The sequence below is a fragment of the Pirellula sp. SH-Sr6A genome (assembly GCF_001610875.1).
Classification (GTDB): domain Bacteria; phylum Planctomycetota; class Planctomycetia; order Pirellulales; family Pirellulaceae; genus JBKCUI01.
Window position 1 is genome coordinate 4,247,231 of record NZ_CP011272.1, and the last position, 21,877, is coordinate 4,269,107.

16 protein-coding genes are annotated in these 21,877 nt (G+C 55.7%); 8 read left to right on the forward strand and 8 right to left on the reverse strand.

Annotated features, from left to right (window positions below):
• Positions 1–5: 5 nt before the first annotated feature.
• The 4 genes from VN12_RS16220 to VN12_RS16235 form a co-directional block, all read right to left on the reverse strand.
• Positions 6–683, reverse strand: a complete 678-nt coding sequence (locus tag VN12_RS16220) for a hypothetical protein (RefSeq protein ID WP_146677815.1) — start codon at positions 681–683, stop codon at positions 6–8.
• A gap of 3 nt (positions 684–686) precedes the next feature.
• Positions 687–1,238 (reverse strand): YqgE/AlgH family protein, encoded by a 552-nt coding sequence (locus VN12_RS16225; RefSeq protein ID WP_146677816.1) that lies wholly within the window; start codon positions 1,236–1,238, stop codon positions 687–689.
• Between the two features lie 30 nt (positions 1,239–1,268).
• The gene (locus tag VN12_RS16230) at positions 1,269–3,227 is read right to left on the reverse strand and encodes an ABC transporter ATP-binding protein (RefSeq protein WP_146677817.1); all 1,959 of its coding nucleotides are present in this window, start codon (positions 3,225–3,227) and stop codon (positions 1,269–1,271) included.
• 81 nt (positions 3,228–3,308) lie between these two features.
• Positions 3,309–4,613 carry a putative sugar nucleotidyl transferase gene (locus tag VN12_RS16235; protein WP_146677818.1) on the reverse strand — a complete coding sequence of 435 codons (1,305 nt, stop codon included), beginning with the start codon at positions 4,611–4,613 and terminating at the stop codon, positions 3,309–3,311.
• Positions 4,614–4,999: 386 nt separating this feature from the next.
• Between VN12_RS16235 and VN12_RS16240 the strand changes: the two genes are divergently transcribed.
• The 6 genes from VN12_RS16240 to VN12_RS16265 all read left to right on the forward strand — a co-directional run bounded on the left by VN12_RS16240 (position 5,000) and on the right by VN12_RS16265 (position 11,331).
• Positions 5,000–5,932 (forward strand): hypothetical protein, encoded by a 933-nt coding sequence (locus tag VN12_RS16240; RefSeq protein ID WP_146677819.1) that lies wholly within the window; start codon positions 5,000–5,002, stop codon positions 5,930–5,932.
• 108 nt (positions 5,933–6,040) lie between these two features.
• Positions 6,041–6,385, forward strand: coding sequence for a translation initiation factor (locus VN12_RS16245; RefSeq protein WP_168164461.1), 345 nt, complete (start codon positions 6,041–6,043; stop codon positions 6,383–6,385).
• A 4-nt stretch (positions 6,386–6,389) separates the two neighbouring features.
• Positions 6,390–8,402, forward strand: a complete 2,013-nt coding sequence (locus tag VN12_RS16250) for a heavy metal translocating P-type ATPase (RefSeq protein ID WP_146677821.1) — start codon at positions 6,390–6,392, stop codon at positions 8,400–8,402.
• A gap of 121 nt (positions 8,403–8,523) precedes the next feature.
• Positions 8,524–9,180, forward strand: coding sequence for an RNA polymerase sigma factor (locus tag VN12_RS16255; protein WP_240491166.1), 657 nt, complete (start codon positions 8,524–8,526; stop codon positions 9,178–9,180).
• A complete protein-coding gene (locus VN12_RS16260) occupies positions 9,177–10,079 on the forward strand; it encodes an anti-sigma factor (RefSeq protein WP_240491167.1) in 903 nt (300 codons plus the stop codon). The genes VN12_RS16255 and VN12_RS16260 overlap by 4 nt, the downstream gene beginning before the upstream one ends.
• 76 nt (positions 10,080–10,155) lie before the next feature.
• On the forward strand, positions 10,156–11,331 hold the full coding sequence (locus VN12_RS16265; protein ID WP_146677822.1) for an ATP-binding protein: 1,176 nt from the start codon (positions 10,156–10,158) through the stop codon (positions 11,329–11,331).
• On the opposite strand, the gene VN12_RS16270 is transcribed toward VN12_RS16265, so the two are convergent.
• Positions 11,328–12,554 (reverse strand): class I SAM-dependent methyltransferase, encoded by a 1,227-nt coding sequence (locus VN12_RS16270; protein ID WP_146677823.1) that lies wholly within the window; start codon positions 12,552–12,554, stop codon positions 11,328–11,330. The two genes, VN12_RS16265 and VN12_RS16270, sit on opposite strands and share 4 nt — an antisense overlap.
• A gap of 2 nt (positions 12,555–12,556) precedes the next feature.
• Positions 12,557–13,864 (reverse strand): hypothetical protein, encoded by a 1,308-nt coding sequence (locus VN12_RS16275; RefSeq protein WP_146677824.1) that lies wholly within the window; start codon positions 13,862–13,864, stop codon positions 12,557–12,559.
• A 604-nt stretch (positions 13,865–14,468) separates the two neighbouring features.
• Here VN12_RS16275 and VN12_RS16280 point away from each other — a divergent pair.
• Positions 14,469–15,662, forward strand: a complete 1,194-nt coding sequence (locus tag VN12_RS16280) for a trans-sulfuration enzyme family protein (protein ID WP_146679960.1) — start codon at positions 14,469–14,471, stop codon at positions 15,660–15,662.
• Positions 15,659–16,810 (forward strand): trans-sulfuration enzyme family protein, encoded by a 1,152-nt coding sequence (locus VN12_RS16285; protein ID WP_146677825.1) that lies wholly within the window; start codon positions 15,659–15,661, stop codon positions 16,808–16,810. Before VN12_RS16280 ends, VN12_RS16285 begins: the two co-directional genes overlap by 4 nt.
• A gap of 1,101 nt (positions 16,811–17,911) precedes the next feature.
• Here the strand turns inward: VN12_RS16285 and VN12_RS16290 are convergent.
• Positions 17,912–19,087 (reverse strand): galactose oxidase, encoded by a 1,176-nt coding sequence (locus tag VN12_RS16290; RefSeq protein WP_146677826.1) that lies wholly within the window; start codon positions 19,085–19,087, stop codon positions 17,912–17,914.
• Positions 19,088–21,859, reverse strand: a complete 2,772-nt coding sequence (locus VN12_RS16295) for an FAD-binding and (Fe-S)-binding domain-containing protein (RefSeq protein ID WP_205855064.1) — start codon at positions 21,857–21,859, stop codon at positions 19,088–19,090.
• Positions 21,860–21,877 lie beyond the last annotated feature (18 nt).

Genomic DNA, 21,877 nt, shown 5'->3' on the forward strand with positions numbered 1-21,877 from the left:
AGTCGCTAGTCGGTTGGCTTGCGTGGGCGACCGCGAGGGCGGAGCGTCGATTCCAATCGGAATCGCTTTGCCATCCGTTCGACCCAAACGGGATCTCCGTAAGGTGCGCCTCGTTTGATGCACTTTTGGATTGCCGCCAGTTTCTCGTTGTCTAATCCTTCTCGAAGCTGGCTTTCCCAGGATGCAGGCAAATGAACGGGAGGAGGTGAAATCCAGTTCGATGTCTTCGAATCCGCCGAAGCTCTTGGGTGCATCGAGGTGTAATGGTATGCTGTCGGATCCGAGGTAATGCCGAGCCTCAATGGAAGCGATTCGATATACAGTATCGCATCGAGGATGCGCTCGTTATCTTGAACGGGAAACGAACGGTAGCGGCGTTCATAGATGCCCCGACTCGGTGCGTCCGGTGTCAAATGGCGATTGCGCATCGCGTGCACCGAAGTGATCCATCCGATCCATTTCGAAAGGTCGCCATCTTTGCGTGGGACCACCAGCGCAAGCCATTGGTCCGGCAATAGCGCATAAGCGAGTAGGCGTGGCTCACATCGCTCCAGCGACTCCTGCAGGATGCTCGTGAACGCCTGGAACGCTTCGTCGTCGGGGAAGATCGTCAGCCCGTCGAGACCTCGGCAGACCGTTAGATAGGGGAAGCCCCCTTCGCTGGCTCTCGGGGCGCGTCCCATCGATCAGTTCCAACTCGGGTCGGCGACCGATTGTGCTCGGTCTAGTCCTGTAGCCAGGATTTGGTGTCCGATGCGCTTGACCATGGTGTCCCAGAGATCCGATGTGGAAAGGATCTCTTCTACGGTAATGTCGGATACCAACCAGCTTCCGGTGTCGAGTTCGGATTGCAATTGCCCAGGGCCCCAACCCGAGAATCCGTCAAAGAGTTTCACGCGGGCCGATTTGGTGACGAACAGCTTTTTGAGATCGTCTTGGTCGCTTGTCACATAGAGCATCTCCGAAAAGGGGTGACCTCCCACGTTGGGGCTGTCATGGATCGCGATGAGAGGGCCATCGACGGGGCCACCGTAATAGAGCGGCTCGGAATGCACGCACTCCAATTCGCAAACCATCGAAACCACTTTGGACATTGTAAAGTCCGTAGGACGATTCAGTACCAACCCGAATGATTCCTGTTCGGAGTGTTGCAGAATGAGCACGACGGAACGGCTGAAATTGCTGTCCTCCATGAAGGGGGAAGCGAGAAGACATCTTCCTGCAAGTTGTATATCCATAGGCTTACCGGCTAGAACGCAACCAATCGATTATTCGTCCACAAACTCCTGCATGATGGGGCTTTCAATTTGGAGTCGCACCATTTGCTGGTAGACGCCGTTTTGCTCCATCAGCTCCCGGTGAGTTCCGCGTTGAACGATTTGCCCTGCGTCCAGCACCAGGATTTGATCTGCATGGATTATCGTACTCAGTCGGTGCGCGATGACAAACGAAGTCCTGTTACGAAGCAGGATACTCAAGCTTTCTTGAATGCGTTTTTCGCTTTCGCTGTCCAGATTGGATGTCGCCTCGTCGAGAATCAAGATACGGGGGTCCGCCAAAATGGCGCGGGCGATAGCCAGCCGTTGTCGCTGGCCTCCGCTGAGCTTAAAGCCTCGCTCGCCGATCTTGGTTTCGTACCCGTGGGGGGATTGCAGAATGAATTCGTGGGCCGCTGCCGCTTGAGCCGCTTCCTCGATTTCATCTTGGGTCGCGTGGCGACGTCCATACGCAATATTCTCCGCGATCGTTCCATCGAACAGGAAAACGTCTTGCTCGACAACTCCGAGGAGTTGGCGATAGGAATGGAGTCGAATATCGCGGAGGTCTGTCCCGTCGAGGCGAATCGATCCACGGTCCGGATCAAAGAAACGGGCGACAAGATTGCAGAGCGTGCTCTTTCCCGCGCCGCTTCTCCCGACGATGGCGATGGTGGTCCCGGGTTCGGCGTCGAAGCTCACGTCTTGGAGAACCCAACTTTCATTTTCTGGATACTTGAACCAGACATTCTCAAACTCGACGTGGCCGTTCGCCTGTGACCGGGAAACGCGTTTGGATCCGGAATGATCGACCAGTTCCCGGGGAGACGCCAGAAGGTCGAGGATGCGATCGAGCCCTGCCAAGTTGTTCTGGAACTGGACCGCACTCCCCGCGAGCGTGGCGATCGGACCGAGAAGCATGGTGAGATAGACAAGGAACATCATCAGGTCACCAAGCGTCAGTTCTCCTTGGAGGATCTGCCATCCGCCGTAGACAAGCAGGGATGTCGAAGCCAGGGGGATGATGACTTCCCAAACGATTTCAATCAATCTGGTTCGCCACCAAACCATGAGCTGTTGGCGGACGAGCACATGGCTCCACCAAAGAAATCGTTTCGATTCACTCCGCTGACGCGCAAAGGTTCGAACGACTCGGATCCCCCCAAAAGTTTCCGTCGTGTTGGCATCGATGGTTTGACGACGATTGCGAACGTCCCGGTACAGCGGGCGAATGGCATAAATCCAGGTACGGTGGCTGAAATAGACTGCAGGCAATAGCAGAAGACCGGCTGCCAACAATCGCCAATCCACCAACATCAGGACCAACAAGCTTCCCAGAAGCTGTACAACGGCTTGCCATGGGTTGTAAACCATGCTGAAGATAAGGTCAGCGATTCCGCCCGCATCCTCTCGGATCAAGCTGGTAGCGCCGCCTGATTTGAGCTGTTGGATTTTGTGAAGCGGCATGTGGAGCATGTGGTCGAAGACTCGGCGGCGAATCGACATTTGGACTTGGTTGACCGCTTGCGTGCAAAGCCATCGTCCATAGAGGTGGATCGCGGTGCGGACCAAGGTCACCAGGGCAACGGCGATGGCGATGCCGACGAGGAGCGTGATCGGTTCGGGAGAACCAACCCATCGTGCAAGGGAGTCGGGGAGAGGGGCCGGGGGATTCGTCAACGCGCCATCGATGGCGACTTTGGTACCGAGCGGGGGGAGCAGAGCTAGCAGGGTGGAGATCGTCAGAGAAGCCAAACCGAGATAGATCTTCGTTTGGTAGCCGGCGAGCAATTGCCAGAATGCTCGGAACAATTGCCAGAAGGAGCGGTGGGTCCGTTTGACAAGAGCATCTTTGTCCTTGCCAGACATCGACGCGTGGTAGGAGTCGATTTCTTTCGACTTCTTTTCCTCCTTGATCCGGGAGGGGAGAGTTGCCAGATATTTCTGGAACTCTGATTTGCTGACTGGCATGCTTAAAATCCGGCTTGCAAAGGGTAAATGGGATCCCTCGATGCTACACAGTAGCCGGATGTTGAGAAAGGGCTAGGACCCTCACAGGGCGAGGGCGTCTCCCTGTCGATCCCGTTCGATCTGCGTCAAGCGATACATGTCGTAGATCAATTGAACATCGCATCCCCGTTGTTGGACATTGCGCCGGGAGAACATGCGTTGTTGGGAGCTAACCATCACTTCGGGCGGTAGGCTCGCCAATTGACCGAAGAGTCGCGCGTAGTTCACAAAACTCGGAACGTTGCTCGTCACGAATCCGTACATCATACTGCAGACCCCGATGACTTTACCTGTAAAGATCCCGGTATTGATCGCTGTTTTGGAATAGTCTCCCATAATGCAGCCCAGGAACTGCATATTCGTTTGGGATTTTCCAAAGCCGTATTCCATATTCACCGTGCCGTAGGTGTTCTTGAGATCGCTGTTGCAGGTTCCCGCTCCCAGATTGATCCAACTGCCAAGGTAACTGTGTCCGAGAAATCCGTGGTGTTGTTTGTTCGTATACGGTTCGACGATCGATGCTTCTACCTCACCACCAATCTTGGTCGTATGGCAGAGGGAGACCGCATCCTTGATGGCCGAATGCTCCAAGATCCGTGATTTCGGACCGATATAAATCGGACCGCGGAGAAGTGTGTAGGGACCGATCTCCGCGCCTCGGTCGACGATAATCGGTCCCTTTCGAGTGTCGCTCAACACATAATCCCCTACCGTCGCGCCTTCGGCTACGAACAATCCATCGCTGAGTTGGGTCAGCGCCGGGGAGCCGGATGACTCCATTTGCGAGAGACGAATCCGCAGGTCTAAGTTCTCTCGGATGCAATCCATATGAATTTGGATCAATTCGTGCGGCAGTCCGATCGTCGAAAGCGCAGCATCGATCGGGTGAAATTGTTTTGCCTTTTCGAGGAGTTCCTCCATCCCCAGATAGCCGGACTGAAACAAATCGTGCAGAGACCAAGGAGGACCGATCACCGCCGCGACGTGTTCCCGATCCATGATGACGCTGGGAGGGAGAGGAGCATCCCCTTGCTGCAACCCATCGAGAATTGTTTGAAGTGTCGCCAAGTTGCTTGCAGTAGGAGCTACTCGCGCGTTGAGGAATACCGAGACGGGTCGGTCCTCGGCGATCCCGTTCGCTTCCGACTCCAATGACTTGAGGGAGGGGAAGTCGATCCGTTGAATCGCTTGCAAGTGGGGACGCGACACTGCGAAAACGTCGTCGGATAGCAGTTCCAAAAAGTCGACCAGTCGGTAGCTACCGCAAGTCACCGTCGCGGCCAAGCGTGCGAGGGTAATGGGAGCCAAGAGTTCGCACTGTGGATCTTCAAAGACGACGATGGTCATGTTCGGTTCCCTGCAGGAAAAGTTCGGAGTCCATCGGGGTGATGCCAATGCGGCGCGATGCCGCGGACCGAAATGTTTGGGGCGTCGTGACAATAGAGACCCTTCCCATAAAATGGAACGGCAACTCGCCAGCAAACCTATTGACCCGTGCGAGACGCTTTGTCTATACACCTCGATGGAAATATTGCTCGCCCGGTAAACTTGGTAATTTTTTCCGTTTGTAACTAAAAAAACGAAGACAACGGTCCGATAAGAAAAAGCAACGGTGGCAGGTCACGCCATCGCTGCCCATCCAGGCAGACCTGTCACAAGTCATCGAATGCCCTGACAACGAAGAACCTTCGCGGTTGGAAACGGGGTTGAGTGCTATCAAAGGATTGTTAGCTATGCGAACGAAAATCGCAAATTGGAACAAACTCGCTCTCGTTGTGCTCATCGTGGGCGGTACCCAAGTCGGTTGCAAGAGCGGATGGAAAATGCCGGGTGCGAGCATGTTCTCGTGGAGCAAAAAGCCATCGGAATCGACATTGGCTGGTAGCAACCCGAGCATTAGCTCACCGTCGGCTGCTTCGATGGGATCTGGATTAGCTGCCTCGGGTGCACCGACTAGTCCTGCGCTACGCAACACTCCGAACATGTTGGCTTCGACGGCCAAGACATCGCCTTACGGTACGCCAACTGGCATGGCTGGATCCGCGGGTCCCGTCGCGGGTGGAGCGGCTGCTTCAAATGGCTATCAAACAGGGCCTTACGTAACGAGCACGGGTAACCGTCCAACCGGGTTCACTGCGCCAACGGGCTATGGACCGACGGGAGCACCCACTGGTGTACCGACGGGAGCTCCCACGGGTAGCTTCGCGATGAACGGGGCACCTGCAGGCGCTCCATCTGGTTTTGGTCTTCCGGGGGCCGGTTCGAACGGTATGGCACCTCCACCGAGCAGTCCGACGTTGGCGACCGCGTCAGCTTATGGCGCCCCCCAACCAACAGCTCCCTATGGAATGCCGAGCGCTCCCGCCGGAGTGCCTGCTCTGCCGGTTGGTATGAGCAGCACGAACATGGCAAGCCTTCCAGCAGGCATGCCAGCAGGAACGATGAGTTCCATGCCCAATGCAGCTCCCGCTTCCTACACGCCACAGCAGAATGCTGCACCCATCTATGCCGGTGCTGCTCCTTATCGTCCGGGAAGCACCGCTCGCCAAACGTCTTATGACTTCAGCCAGCCTTCCGCGACCGGGGCACCCAACACCGGGCTGCCCGGCGTGAATGTGCCTCAAACGGCGACAGGATTGCCTCAACCGAACAATCTTTATCGTTAAGACCAGGTAGTTCGGTTTCGAGCCGATACAGGGAAGCCGCTACAATGAAGGGAGTGCACGATCGCGCTCCCTTTGTTCGTTTCCCATTCTAAAGTTCGGTGGTTTGCTTTGGGTTTATTCGACGGAACATCATTAGAACGCCCGGTCCTGTGCGAGCGTTGTCATCAAGACATCAAGGTCTGCACGTGTCCGCCTCCGGATGTTCCCCCAGGCAAACAGCGCGTTTCGGTTCGACTGGAAAAGCGAAAGAATCAACGCTTCGTCACCCAAGTTGCAGGCTTTGCGTGCCCACTCGGGCAAATTCAACAGCTTCTGCTCGAGCTTAAAAATCAGTGCGGTGCGGGTGGTAGCTGCGGCGAGGATTGGTTGGAAATCCAAGGGGATCATAAGACGAAAATCGAATCGGCATTGATCGACCGCGGTTATCGCATTGCGAAGGGAAAAGGGAAATAACCCAATGGAAAAGAATATTCCAGCTATTCCCTCGAAGAGTTTGAAGCGCGAGCATTCCGAGCCACCGAAATGGGAGGCGATTCAAACGTTCGTTTGTTTTGCGCTTGGACTGACTGGTTTTTTGCTTCAACGTTTTCTATCGCCCGAGTATCAATACGGGGCGTTGATCCCTCTCGTGGGTGCTTATCTGGCCGGTGGCAACAAGACGGCAACAGAAGCCGCGATTAGTTTGTGGCATCGCAAATTGAACATCGATCTGCTCATGATCTTGGCCGCACTAGGAGCTGCGATCCTTGGAGATTGGGTAGAAGGGGTCATTCTGTTGTTCCTCTTTTCGTTGAGCGGAACACTCGAAGCGTTTGCTTCGTACCGTACCAATCGTTCTATCGAGGCGTTGATTCGTCTGCGCCCCAGCACCGCGAATCGGCTTGTCGTGAATTCGAGTCAATCGACTGCGCCGCAGGAGGAATCGGTCCCCATCGAATCGCTGGCAGTAGGTGATTGCGTTCGAGTTCGACCTGGAGAGCGATATCCGGTCGATGGGAAAATTGTGGATGGGGAGACATGGGTTGATGAATCCACGTTGACGGGAGAAAGCCGTCCGATTGCCAAACAAAAAGGAGCTGACGTTTACTCGGGAACCATGAACGGCGCTGGGACCGTCGTGGTGGAGATGCGCAAAGAGATCGGCGATACAACCTTGGAACGAATTGTCGCCATGGTTCACGAGGCGCAAACCAAAAAGACGGCCACCGAACGATTCGTCGATACGTGGCAACAGCCTTATGTGATCGCTGTCATCGTCGGTGCGTTGGTCACCTTCTTTGCAACGCTATTTTGGAATCGCTCGGATGCAAACGATGCGTTCTACCATGCGATGGTTCTGCTTGTCGCTGCTTCACCCTGCGCCGTGGTCCTCAGTTCCCCATCGGTGATGCTTTCCGCGATCGCCCTCGCGGGACGGCATGGAGTACTGGTCAAGGGGGGGACTCATATCGAGCATCTCGGAACGATCGATGTCCTGGCCATGGATAAAACGGGGACCATTACAATGGGCAAACCGACAGTTCAAGAAATTTGGACACCACCCGGTTGCTCCCCCAACAAACTACTCGCGTACGCGGCACTGGTGGAAACGCAGAGCGAACATCCGTTGGCTCAGCCCATCCTCGATGAGCTCGCGAAACGGGGTGAACCCATTCCGAACGTCGTGCTTCAAGAGTTTCATAGCCATACGGGGCTAGGCGTCCATGCGAGCATCGATGGTGTATGGGTTGGGATTGGAAAGGAATCTCTCTTTGAAAGCCATGACCACCCCTTCCCTGCTTCCATTCAAGAGCAAGTCAGCAAGATGCGCGAGCGTGGCGAGACGGCTTTGCCAGTCGTCACCTCCGATCCGGGTATGTTCGGGATCATCAGCGTTACCGACCCATTGAGATCGGACACCGATTCCACGCTGAAGACCCTCAAGGGGTTGGCGATTCCGAAGATTGTCTTGTTGACGGGAGACCATCCAAGGGTTGCGCAGGCGATCGCTGGAAAATTGCCGTTCGACGAAATCGTCGCCGGACTGATGCCGGACGAAAAGGTGAAGCATCTTGTTCGACTCGGCGAGGGACAAAAATGTATTGCGATGGTGGGGGATGGTGTGAACGATGCCCCCGCGCTGGCTACGGCGGACGTCGGCATTGCGATGGGGGGAGTGGGGTCCGATGTGGCGCTCGAAGTGGCAGACGTGGTGTTGATGCGAGATAATTTGAGCGCGCTTCCGATCGCCATTTGGATAGGTCGCGTGGCGAACCGTCGCGTTCGGCAGAATTTGTTCTTCTCGTTTTCGATGATTGGATTGTTGGTCGCTTCGTCGTTTTTCAATCTTCCGATGTGGATGGGAGTTTTGGGGCACGAAGGAAGCACCTTGTTGGTTGTCTTCAACGGCATCCGACTGTTGTGGACCCGTATTCCCGATTCCCTGCGCGGTGTGGGTCGAGAGGGAACAACCGGCCACTTGGACGGTTAAATTTGGCACACTTTTTGGCGTCAGCACTGCAGAGAAAGCTTGCGCTGAACTAAACTATTGAATCCGTCGTCTCGGTTCTGACGTAGAACGCTACGGTTCTTGCGAAGGAGTCCTCACCACCATGTCGACGCTATCGATTCGGGATACCTTGTCAGTTTCCCCCCCATCCCGCACCAAAACATTGCAGCCGGCGAGACAGTCCGGTTCACGGCGTAACGAGATGTCCAACGCTTCAATCCTTCAACGCATCGCGATGCGCGAGGAAGCAGCCTTCGAGGAGTGTATCCAGCGCTATGGATCGCTGGTATGGTCATTGGCCAATCGCTTCACGTCGACCCATGCCGACGCCGAAGATGCGACGCAGGAAATCTTCGTCGAGATTTGGCAGAAAGCGCATCGATGGGATGCGGAGAAATCGGCCGAATCCACATTTATTACGATGATCGCGCGACGAAAGCTGATCGATCGTTTTCGAAAGTCGAGTCGCTCGCTCGAAGTCGCCAGTATCGGTTCGGAAGCGGAGTTGCCTGCGGCGGACTCCAGCGAGCTCGTCGATATCTTAGACGAATCGGAAAAGGCGCTCGAATGTTTAGATCGACTCAATTCCGTGCATCGCGACGTTTTGCGTCGATCGATTCAAGTTGGTGACTCGCATTCACGGATCGCTGAGCAACTTGGTCTTCCACTCGGCACGGTAAAAACTTACGCGCGCCGAAGCTTGATTCAGCTGAGGGAGTGTATGGAACGGAGAGCGTTGCGGCAGGGAGTGTCACGATGAAAGCGACCTTTAACCAAGACCAACGATTCGAGGATTTGATCGCGGGATTTGTCTTGGGCGATCTCAACGATCAGGAAATGGCAGAACTCCAGTCCTATTCGTCCGAAGAGGTGGAGTCTGCTGTCGAGCGAACAGAAGTAGCAGCGGCTCGAGCCCTGCTCACTTTCGAAAGCCAATCCTCTCGCATCGCCCCCATGCCTGATGACTTGCGAAAGCGACTTTCATCCCAGGCATGGAGCGCCCACACGGCGAGCGATGAGCTCCGGTTGTTCAGTCGTTCCACCTTGGGCGGGGCACTTTCTGCAACGTCATCATCGCCTGCTGTGGAAGTAACCCAGCGGACGCAGCCCACTAGCTCCATGGAATTGCGCGAGATGGTGGGATGGTTTGCAGCTGTTGCGGCGACCGCGTTGGCGATTGCCAGTTGGCTCCCCAATTGGAACGATGGAATAGCGGGGGGGAGGGCTCGACCCGGTTCGCTCCAACAAGCGGCGGTCGACCGCGCTGCATTGCTCGCCTCTGCCGAGGATTTGGTGCGCGTATCGTGGACTCGTCCAGGCGACGCATCGGCGACGACTTCGGAGGAGAGTTCGGATTTGGGCGACGTCGTGTGGAGTTCCAAATTTCAAAAGGGCTACATGCGCATCCAAGGTTTGAAGCCGAACGATCCAACCCAGGAACAGTACCAGCTTTGGATTCTCGATCCCAATCGAGACAGCAAACCGGTGGATGGCGGCGTTTTCGATATTGATCAAGCAGGTGAAGTCGTATTGCCCATCCACGCCAAATTGAAAGTAGACGATCCGACCTTGTTCGCTATTACCATCGAAAAGCCAGGCGGGGTTGTCGTCTCCGATCAATCGCGTCTCCCCTTGCTCGCGGTTGTTTCTGCCCGGTAAACGCTGTCCATCTGCGCAGCGCACTGGTATTCTATAGGACCCTCCAACGCATCGATCCTCCATCCCCGCGCGACGTATGATCCAAGAAAACCATGGACTGCTGGTCATTCTCTCCCAGGGGCAAAGCCGTAGCCCAGAAAAGCGGGCTTTGGAGGAAGGGATCGCAGACATGGCGGCTCGGCTCCCTAATACGGTATCACTCGTTGTCCCGCATCTCTACGACCTTGGGAACGACAGCGAGAGTTTGGCTCGTATCCGTCAGTGGAAAGGTCCACTCGTCATTTTGACTTGGCTCTTCGATCGCGCTGCCCATTGGATTCTCGATCGCATGGACATTCGCGGTACTCCGGGGGATGTCGAGTTGATCAATCCGGACGCAAAGTTGGATGCGGATGACGACGAAGACGAAACCGAGGACGCAGTCGACGAACGGGAGGAAGATCGCGTTGTCAAAATCCATCCCCGTCCGAATCGCGGGATCTACTCGATCGATCTTCGAGCCAGCGATCGGTTAGAAGCCTTTGAAACGGAGTTTCGCCGCATCCTGAATCTGGAGCGATTGGATTCCACCGAAGATCGTGAAACGCTGACTCTCGAGCGGTTCCTGCACCCCACCAACAGTACCGCGTTGTCGACGGACAGGCTCGGGATGCTCGATGCCACATCCTCGACGACACCTCCGAGCACGCTCCAGGAGAATCTACTTCCCATCGTCCACGAGTCTCCTCTCGGGATTACTCCGATTCGGATCGATGAGCATCCTGCGAGACGATGGTATCCGGTCATCGACTACAGTCGTTGCACCAACTGCATGGAGTGCATCGACTTCTGCCTCTTCGGAGTCTACGGAGTGGATCGTGCGGAAACGATACTCGTCGAGCAACCTGACAATTGTCGAAAGGGCTGCCCCGCGTGCTCCCGCGTTTGTCCAGAAAACGCGATCATTTTCCCCCAACACAAATCGCCCGCGATCGCTGGTGCGCCTGTGGAATCGGGTGGTGCGTTCAAAATCGACTTGTCGAAGCTCTTCGGTGCACCGGATCGTAATGAAGATCCCGTCGCCGCTGCCGCTCGAGAACGAGACGAGCAGTTGATTCTCGCTGGGCGGGCTGCAGTTGGCTCGGCGACGTCTCCTGGCAGTTCCAAGCCCGCGACGGCGGCTTCATTGGTGGCAGAAAACGGTGGCGCGACGAAGCCATCTCGCGACGCCCTCGATTCCTTGATCGATCAGCTCGATAGTCTCGATCTTTAGACAACGGGCAGACCGTGGACTTCTTCGGCGATGATTCCGCGGTTTTTGCCTTCGACTCGGGTGCAAAGAAGAGTGAGCGTCCGGTCCGAAGTCGGATCGGTCCGCAGCTGTTTGCGAAGGGAGTCCAAGTCAATATCGCAACCTCGGCTCTTCAGTTCCCAGGTTCTTGCGTTTGCGGATCGGGAATAGGCGGCAAGCCTTTTACGATCCAAGCTGGTAAGCTCCAATACTCTGAACCATCGTACCAACGGGTGCTCGAGCGGTGCTCCAGATGTCAGATATCCGTTTTCGAACAGAATGTTGCACCCAAGACGTTCGGCGAATGGGGCTGAGACACCTCCTGCTCGGAAGGCTGGATCGTAATCCCCGATGTAATTCTTGAGTTCGACTTCCCGGTCAGCAAGGCATTCGCTCGTTTCGCATTCCGATCGTCTGAAGATCTCGTGATGCCAAGACTCCCTACTCATGGCGCTAACGACGATCGAGTCTTGAGGCCAACGGTCCAAATTCCAAAGCCATCGCTGTTGTCGGACGGATCGCTGACGGGACAAGAATCGAACGACGGGAGGATGCCTGTCCCCTTCGTAACGCGTTCCCGGCGCAACCTTGATCGAAATACCACGGCATCGATCGATCATCGACTCGACGTCTTTCCATTCGGGCGCAAAGGCGTGTTGAAAGGTCGCGCGCTTCCCTGCTGCGCGACGATCAGGGTCGATGTGAATCCAGCTGTCGCGACTTAGTTCTACCGACTCAGCACGATTCAAAATGAATTTCAAATCCAGACCGTGCATTGCTGCATTGAGCGATGCCAATTGCAGTGCGTGCGGGTCACAGTCGCAGGCCAGCACTTGTTTGCTGCGCCGTGCTAACGCGATCGCATCGGCACCTGCACCGCAGCAGAGATCGGCAACGAGTTCACCCGCCGGAAAGTCTTGGGCAGATTCCGTAGCGCACCAAAAATCACTGGATTGTTCGAGGAGCTGGCGAGTCCAAAACCAACGCTCCGGGTCTGGGAACTTTTGCTTCGCCGATGTTTGAAAGGAAAGTTGCAGACGCAGGAAATCCAGTCGTCTTCGCAGCGTGGATTTGTCCATCCCCGCCTGTGTAGGTTGGAACGCAGGGGATGCGAGCAGGGAGGTCCAAACGGACTGCCCGTTTGCAGAGGTCCACCACTGGCAGTCCTCTGCCAATTCCTTCCCGAAAACCTCGAATGCGTTCATGGTCAGCTAAGCGGCTTCGGAGTTTTTTTCAAATGATCCCGCCAGTCTTTGAGAATCTGCTGCCGTGTCTCCTCGGTGGTTCCTTCGGGAAAGCCGACGGTATCGGTCGTGAAGCCTCGCAATGGGTGGGCGCGAAAGAGGGGAAAGAAGAGGTACGGGTTCTCGCGATGAAGAAGGATACTTGTGATGAGGGCCAAGTCTCTTGCTTGAATGATGTAATTCGCCGACCGAAATTCGTTCGGGTCAGGCGACGCGATACGTTGGAATTGATTGATGACGGTCGCGTTCTCGATCCACCGCTCTGCAATGGGGATGTCTTGATTGGTCCCGAATTTCGCAAGAGCCTGCATGGCCAGTTCGAACGACTCGGAATCTTTGATTGCGTCATCCTGCGACAAGTACTCGATGGCCACTTGCCGGGCCGCGGGAATCTCACCATTGAAGCAGGTTAAAAAAACCATTCGCTTGTCGGTGGCGCGGACGGCGAATTTGGAGTAGAGAGAGGATAAAGCGTTGGGGGTCTGTTTGTTGAGCGACAGGTAGGTCGCGAAGGGACTCCGGGAGAAAACGCGGTGGCTGGTTCGTTCCAAGCCCAGATCCAGTTTGTCTTCGCAAAGGGCCACTAAGTAAGCCAGTGCGATGCCATCTTCGGAAGTCACTTCCCCCGCGATGTCGAGCCGTTGGGAGATATTCCCCGCGACCAAACTGGCTTGCTTATACGCTTCGTCGGCCGTTTCGATTTTCGTATAGATCAGGGAAGGAAACGGTTGCAGCAGTTGCAAGAACATCGCCTTGGTCTTCCGATCGGAAAACCCGGTAGCCATGCTAAAGCTGATCCAACCTTGGAATTCATGTGTCGGACTAAGCTCTCGGGAGCGGAGGAATTCACGCGTAATCCGTTGTTTGCGTTCCTCCTTTCGCTTGGCGACGATTCCACTCAGCCGGGCTTTGGCTTCCGGAGAGCGGAGCGAACCGAGAGCGTTTTCAAGATCGGAAAGGTAATCTTCGCCGAGGGCAGCAATCGCTTCGGTGGCATCTTCGCGTGTCTGAAACCGCGGTGCCGAAAGGTCTTCGATCCACTTCGCTAGTTGGCCCCGCTCCTCATCGTTTCGGTTCTCGGCATTCTCGCGCGGGGGCACTACCAGACCAAGCTGTTCCGTCGGGGTGGCCGCGTCTTGTCCATTTTGAGCGAGACCAACTCGGACGGTGGAGAAAAAGGACGCCATCCCAAGACACCCAACGATCCAGCCACGCGTCCATTTCGGGCGATCGAAAAGGAGTGTCGAATAAGCGGGGGGGCCGTCGGTCATAGGGTGGTCGAAACGTGAATGCGTTCAGGGGTGGCCTCGGTAGATCGTTTTGCACTCGGTGCAGAAACGCCGTCCAAGTGTAAGGATAGGGACTTTCCCGTTGGAATGCCACCGGCCAAAAGGAGCTTGCGCGGATTCGCTAGGCGGCAAAGTCCTCGCGCTTCAACGCTCGACCGTAGAACTTCTCTGCGCGGCCCGCAACAAAACTTCTTGCTCCCCTCGTACGAGCGAGGTAGACTAGTGATGTTTTCAGGGATTTGCGGCCGCTTGCAGCCTCACTGCTAAAAAGCCACTGTTGTTCGCCGAACGCCATTTTGCGGTCGAGCCACAGCGTTCTTACCCGCGGGTGCCTGGAGGGATTTCTTGCCAGGGCCTTCGTCCCATTCGGACACCAGCTTCTACGCGGAGAGTCGCTCTCAGACACCGAGTTGTTGTCGATCCGTTTTCTCGGGAAACATTCCATGGGTCTTGTTTGTTGATTGTTCGATCGAGCAAGGCATGGTTCCTCCACAAGGGTGCTCCGTTCATGAATGCTGAATCCGCGTTGTCTTCGAAAGAGAAAGACCCTTCCACCCAAACCTCCTCCAGTTCCAATACCGATCGCATGAATTTCGAACCCACCGCGCGGCGAGCAGGATTCAGTACCACCAGCGTTCATGCTGGCGAGGCCCGTCAAAAGCCTAATGCTGCCATCACCGACTCGATTTGCTGTGCCAGCACCTACACCTTCGAGTCGACTCAAAGCATCCTCGACTACATCACGGAGAAGCAAGATCGTGAGGAGTATGGTCGTTACGGAAATCCAAACGAGAAGGTGGTCGAGCGAAAGTTGGCCGCTCTCGATCATGCAGAGGATGCGATCATATATTCTAGCGGAATGGCAGCGATTGTCGGACTACTGATGGCCAAACTCAGTTCCGGCGACGAGATTGTTTTCTTTGACCAGTGCTATCACCGAAGCCGCGAGTTTTGCGCCAAGCACTTGTCGCGATTTGGCGTGGTCACCCGGCAAGTCAAAACGGGGGATTATGCTGCCATGGAGGCTGCGATCAACGAGCGGACCAAGATGATCGTCAGCGAGTCGCCGACCAACCCTCACTTGAGCTGCATCGATCTGGAACAATTCGTTGCGATTGGGAAAGCGCATGAAGTCGAGACATTGATCGATGCGACTCTGGCGACTCCGTACAATCTGCAACCGATTGACTATGGTGTCGACTATGTTTGGCACTCCGCGACGAAATACATGGGGGGCCATAACGATTTGCTCGCCGGCGTCATTTGCGGTAGCAAAGAGAAACTGGAAGATGTACGCAAGCTCCGTGGGATCCTGGGAGGGATCAATTCTCCGCACAACATGTATTTGCTGGAACGGGGCTTGAAGACGTTCGCACTGCGAATGGAAAGGCACAATGAAAACGGAATGCGAATCGCGCAATTCCTCGCCAATCACCCTCGGATCGAACACGTTTATTATCCCGGCCTCGAATCGCATCCCACGCACGAAGTCGCGAAGAGGACGATGCGCGGTTACGGTGGCTTGATCACGTTTTTGGTCAAGGATGCGGATTGGAAAGAAACAGGTGCCGTCATCGATGCGTGCCGAATCCCTCGCATCGCTCCGAGTTTGGGGGGTGTGGAGTCGTTGATCGAGCAACCTCTGGTCATGAGTTATTTCGATTACAAGCCGGAGGAGCGGGCCAAGTTCGGGATCGCGGACAACATGATCCGAATGGCTTGTGGAATCGAAGACGCAGACGACTTGATCGCAGACTTGAAACAAGCATTGGAATCATGAAATTTCGCACGCGGGCAATCCATGTTGGCTCCGAACCTGACCCAGCTACCGGCGCGGTCGTACCACCCATTTATCTAGCTACCACTTACGTTCAGCCCGGTGCGGGAACGTGGGGGGCTTTCGATTACTCCCGAAGCGGTTCGCCGACGCGAGCGGGTGTCGAACGCACCCTCGCGGATTTAGAGGGAGGTTGCGGGGCGCTGGCATTCTCCTCCGGGATGGCAGCCATTCACGGCGCGACGATGCTGCTCCGCAGCGGTGATCACATCGTCGCCGGAAGCGATATATACGGCGGAGCGTACCGATTGCTCCACAAGATTTGCAACCGATCCGGGATCTCTGTTTCGCTCACCCCGGTCAACGATTTGAAGCAGTTCGAAGCGGCGATGCGGCCGAACACAAAGATGGTCTGGGTCGAGAGTATCGGCAATCCATTGATGTCGATCCCCGATTTGCCCGCGATCGCCGAGATCGCGCACCGCCATGGTGCTTGGTTGGGTGTCGATAGCACTTTCACATCGCCAGCCATCATGCGACCGCTCGAACTCGGTGCCGACATCGTAATGCACTCAGCGACGAAGTATCTTGGCGGACACAGCGATTGCCTCGCCGGAGTGTTGGCGACCAAGGATCCGGAGTTGCATAAAGAGCTCTACTTCATTCAAAATGCAACCGGAGCGGTTCTCGCCGGTCTGGAATGTTTCCTGCTTCAACGCGGGATCAAGACCCTGGACCTTCGCATGAAGGAGCAATCCCAAGCGGCGCTGGAAATCGCGCAATGGCTCGAAACCCATCCGTTGGTCAGCCGGGTCCTTTACCCTGGCCTCGAAAGCCATCCGCAACACGATTTGGCAAAGCGACTGATGGGAGATCGGTTTGGTGCTGTCGTATCCTTTGAGATTCGAGGCGATTTCGCTCAGACGAAGAAAGTGTGTGAGTCGACCAAGCTCTTTGGACTCGCCGTGAGCCTTGGAGCCGTCGAATCGCTCATCGAGCAACCCGCCTCGATGTCCCACGCCAGCTACGATGCGGCCGCCCGCGCCAAATTCGGAATCGTCGACTCCCTCATCCGAATTTCGGTTGGGCTCGAAGACATCGAAGACCTCAAGGCAGATATCGATCAAGCCCTCCACATCGCGTGCACTTGATCAAGTATTGGAAGACCAAGAAAGTCACACGCGAGATATCGAGGGGGCGATGAAGGTTCTTGCAGTGCTGGGACCTCCAAGCCCGTGGTTCCAGCTAGACAGACGTTCATGTGTGGAGATGTTGGCTAACGGAGATTGGAGCGGACAGTTTCTCGCCAAGGCGCTAAGGCGCAAAGAAAAGAACCGAACGCAAGAGAAGGCGACGATTCAGCAAACGCGTCGGAAAGCGCGCGCTCTCAACAACGACTCGGCATCCTCTCCGCGCCCTCCGCGGTTGAACCACCAAATCGGTTTCATGAGAAGACACCCAACCTTTGGGCTCCGCGAGTGGCGAGTGGCTTTAGTCCCTGTAGGGACGGCATAAACTAGTCCAGCCTTTCAGGGCTGGGTGGGATGCAACCCATGCCCGAAGTCCCAGTAGGGACGAAAGAATATCCCGGCATCGTGAAATTGTGTCGTCACGATGCGAGGCAATATCGAATGGGTGTGGCTTCTTGGTATGCGCCGTACGCGATGGATGGTATCGGGGTGCTTTGAAAAATTCGAATCGCGTGCGGGTGAGATCTTGACGGGGGGCGTGGAAAACCATCTTTCGTCCCTACCGGGACTTGAGAGGCGTTCGCCTTTTACCCAGCCCTAAAGGGCTGGGCTATTCTATGCCGTCCCTACCGGGACTAAGACCAGAACGTCCTTACCGGGACTAAAGCCAAGGAAACCGGTTCACGAGGCTACGGAACGGCATCGGTTGGCATCCATTCTGGATGCAATATCCTTTATGAAACAAGCCGGCGGTGTCGCTAACGCTCAACCGCCGGCTACAAGCTGCTATGCCTTCGGCATTCATTTGGCATTACAAAGCGCTCGGTTTAAACCTCGGCGTGAGCGGACGATAGGCTAAAGAAATCGAAGGCACCTATTCTTTGGTCCCATCATAGGTCTTCCCTCCGCGTCTCTCCTCGCCCTCCGCGGTGAATCGTTTTCTAGGCCGAAATACGCCGACGATTTCCAAAAGTTCGTCCGCCAAGGACTCTTCGAAGAGTCACACGTTGCCACTAGCGCCATGTAAGAAAAATCAGCGCCCCCGCGTTTCCATGCTTGAAATCAAAACTTTCCCGGATCCGGGGGCGTTTCCTTGTATGGATTGGATCCCTTTCCAACGGCCCAAACACTGGGCGTTCGAACACCTGGACGGACTTCTCCTGTTGGGATGATGTATTTCCCTCGCCACCAAACGGTCGTCGTCGTGACAGGAGCCACGGGGGATTCTCCCCCAACGCTCCACTGACGTTTCTCCATGTCATAAACATACTCCGACCCAGAAAAGCCCGGGTGATCGCTCGAAGGAGCGAGAGAAGCCCGCGAACCCGTATCCCCTCCAAAGATGCGCAGAACTCCTTGCTGCACCCAAGCCGGCGAAGGGGATGCTGCGAGCGGCGTCGGCATATCGAGAATCTGCTCCCAACCCCGTTGTGGGGAATAAATAAAAGCGTCTTGCAAATAGCGTCGGACCGGCTTTCCCTTCGCATCGGCTGACAAGGCGACTCCTCCCGCGAGCAAGACTGTGTCGTTGATCGCTGCTGCGGTGGCGAGCATCCGAGGAGCCCCAGGCCAGGCTGGGAGCGATTCCCATCGCCAATCGGTCGAACCATCGGTCGTCGCAAACGCTTCAAGTGTTTTGCGTTCCCAACGCAGTCGGAGAAAGGCTGACGAAGACTGCGTGGCATCCGGAGTCTCGCTCCCGCCCATCACATACAGATACCCGCCGGATTGCACTCCGCACATATTGGCGAGTGGTTTGGGTAACGATGGAAGCGGGATCTCTTCCAAAGCGTTGGTGCGATCGGAACTTCTATCGCGTTGCAATAGAAATACGGCATCGCGGTGCTTGTGGGCGTTGCTTCCGCCAATGCACACCATTCCCTCGGCGGTCGTGATGGAAACACCATACCCAATCTCTTCGCGGAAGTCGTCTGATTGGACCCACGACGAGTCCGGGCTCGTCAAGCGATACCGTTTGCGACTCCACTGTTTGATACCACCTTCCCAAGGCGGCGCGATCGGAAAATTGGCTCCCCCGAGGACAATCAGTTCCTCGTCGACGAGCCCGACGAAAGCACCGGCGAATCCATGCGGATCGGGTAACGGGGGCAGCTTCTGCCAATCCATTTGCCCCTGCGATGCTCCGTAAAACAGCAATCCCACTCCAAGTGCGATCCCAAGAGCATCTATCCGACACGAGCGGATTCGCTGAAGAATGGAACAAATAGATGCACCCATTTAATCGTCCTCGCGGGTGCATTCTTCCAATAAGTGCATAAGGCTATGCCAAGGCTTGCCGCTGCTGCTCGACAAACTGATCGCGCACGATCTCGCGTTGGTGTACCCCACCGAGCAACCCGCCTGCTCCATATTGGGGCCTACATTGGCCCCCGCGCTGAGTATCAAGCCCGGGATTTCGAATCCTCTGTCTCCCCCCATGCCGCAGCAACGGCCTTCGTGCGGCTGTATGACTTGATCGGAGCAAGCGTTCGCGACCGCGAGCATCGAGCCGTCCAGACCGCTCTTCTGATTCGAGCAGACCGAATGGATGGCGATCGGGTCGCTTATTTTACGGATTCGAAGATGAGGAAGCATCGCCTCGGCAAACTCAACAGAATCGAGAATTCGCAAACGTTGCAATCTTTCCTTTCGAACCGGATCGAGATCGATCATCCCTGTCTTTAAGAAAGTCGTGCAGGAACCGAGATCCAGAACGACGGGGCGCTCGCCACGATCGGACCATTCCCACATAGCATCAACCCACTCCGCTTGTTTGGCGAGCGCCGGTTCCATGAACCCCTTCGACGCAAACGCTTGTCCACAACATAGCCCTTGCATGCCCGATGGAATATGAATCTTTGCGTTGGCTCTCCCGGCGACTTGGACGAGCGGTGCTATGGTTCCCCCGAACATGCGGGACATGCACGTGGGCATATAGATCCATTCCGCGGTCTCGGCGTCGCTGAGCAGCGAACGGTAGGCTGGATCCCAGTCCTGCGAAATCCCTGCGTGCCATTGCGGAAAACCGGGTAGAACGTAGGCAATCCAGGAGGTCAGCGAGGTCAGCAAGTCATCGCCGAGAAAAAAACTAGTTGCTGCACCGGTGGCAATGGCGCTCGAGGCAAGACCTTCCGCGATACCAAAATTCTTCGCAACCGATTTAGCAACCTCTCGTTCTACAGAGGTCTTCGATTCGGCTCGTAGCTGTTTGATCAAATCACCGGTGTTGATGGCCACTGGGCAATCGAGTGCGCACAAGCCATCGGTCGCGCAAGTCGCTTTTCCGGCGAACTCGTAGTCTCGATCCAATTGTTTCGCGAGCTCGATTTGTCCTGCAGCTATCATGCGTGCTCGTGCGCGGCGAAGGACAATACGCTGCCTGGGCGAAAGGGTGAAATCGCGGCTAGGACATCGGGGCTCGCAGGCTCCGCATTCAATGCACTTGTCGACGACATCTTCTACTACCGGTAGGTCTTTGATGTGATCCAGGTGAATCGTTGGTTTGCTGGAGAGAATTACATCGGGATTGAGGAGTCCATGGGGATCGACGGCACGTTTCAGCCTCCGCATGATCTCCACCGCTTCGGTTCCCCATTCGGTTTCGACAAAGGGAGCCATGTTTCGTCCCGTGCCATGTTCCGCTTTGAGAGCACCATCGAATCGATGGACCACGAGATCGACCATTTCGTCGATGAATCGAGAGTACTGGTCGATGTCCTTCTGCCCATTCATAGCCTGCGAGATGACAAAGTGCAGATTCCCATCGCGCGCATGTCCAAAGATGATGCCATTGGAGTATTGATGTTTGGCAAAGAGCTCTTGCAATGATTCGATCGCTTCCCCCAGCCTTTCAAGTGGGAAGGTTACATCCTCCAGAATCGCTGCTTCACCACGTCCGCGGACCGCTGCCACCGCCGGATACATTCCTTTGCGAAGCTTCCAGAGATTGGCCTGCTCTTTTTTGTTCTGAGTAAATTGAACGGAAGACAGGGCACGCATGTTCGGTGCACACTGCGAGGTGAATCGTTCCAGTTTGTCCGAGAGGGCATCCGCGTCGGGAGCTTGGAATTCAAACAGCAATCCCATGAGCTGCTGATGATCTCGCAGCCTGTCGGAAAGTCCATCTGGGACTCCATCCAAGTTTCGAATTGACTCGAGGGATGCTCGGTCCATGAATTCGACTGCATCGCACTGGACATCGATCAAATCGGGAATGATCCCGCAAGCCGCATGTGCATCGGCAAAGAAGGCGAGCGCGGTGGCTTTTTCAGGATGATCAGGGAGCGTTCGCAACACAGCTTCAGAAATGAAGGCGAGGGTCCCTTCACCACCGATCAGCAAATGGGAGAGGATATCCAATGGCCGCTCGTAGTCGACCAATGCGTTCAACGAATATCCAACGGTGTTCTTTTGCAAGTACTTTCGCCGGATCTTGTCGTGCAAGTCGCTGTTGGTGAGTACCGCATGGCGCAGAGCCCGCAACTCAGATGCGAGACCGCTTTGCTCTTTTTCAAAGCGATCCGCTTCGTGTTCGAGGGCTGTATCCCAAACGGATCCATCCGGGAGAATGAATCGGATTGATTCGACGGTGTGATAAGCATTGTTCGCGACGCCGCAGCACATGCCGCTGGAGTTGTTAGAAAGAATGCCCCCCATCATCGCGGATCCGATGGAGGAGGGATCGGGGCCAAGCTTTCGACCGAAGGGACGCAGTTTGGCGTTCACCAAACCTCCGATCGCTCCACCCTGAACGCGCACACGAGCGCCACCGTCGATGGGCTGAATGTTGCGCCAGTAACGTCCGATATCGACGAGCCAACCATCGGTGACCGATTGTCCAGAGAGGCTCGTTCCGCCGGCACGGAATGTCACCGGAACTCTCTCTCGCTGGGAGGCAGCAAAGATTTGTTGAATCTCTACCTCGTTCTCTGGCTGGAGCACCGCCTGCGGGACCAAGAGGTAAGGGCCCGCGTCGTTAGCAAACGCATAACGCTGCCATAGCTCGGTCAAGCTATGGCGACAGGGAAG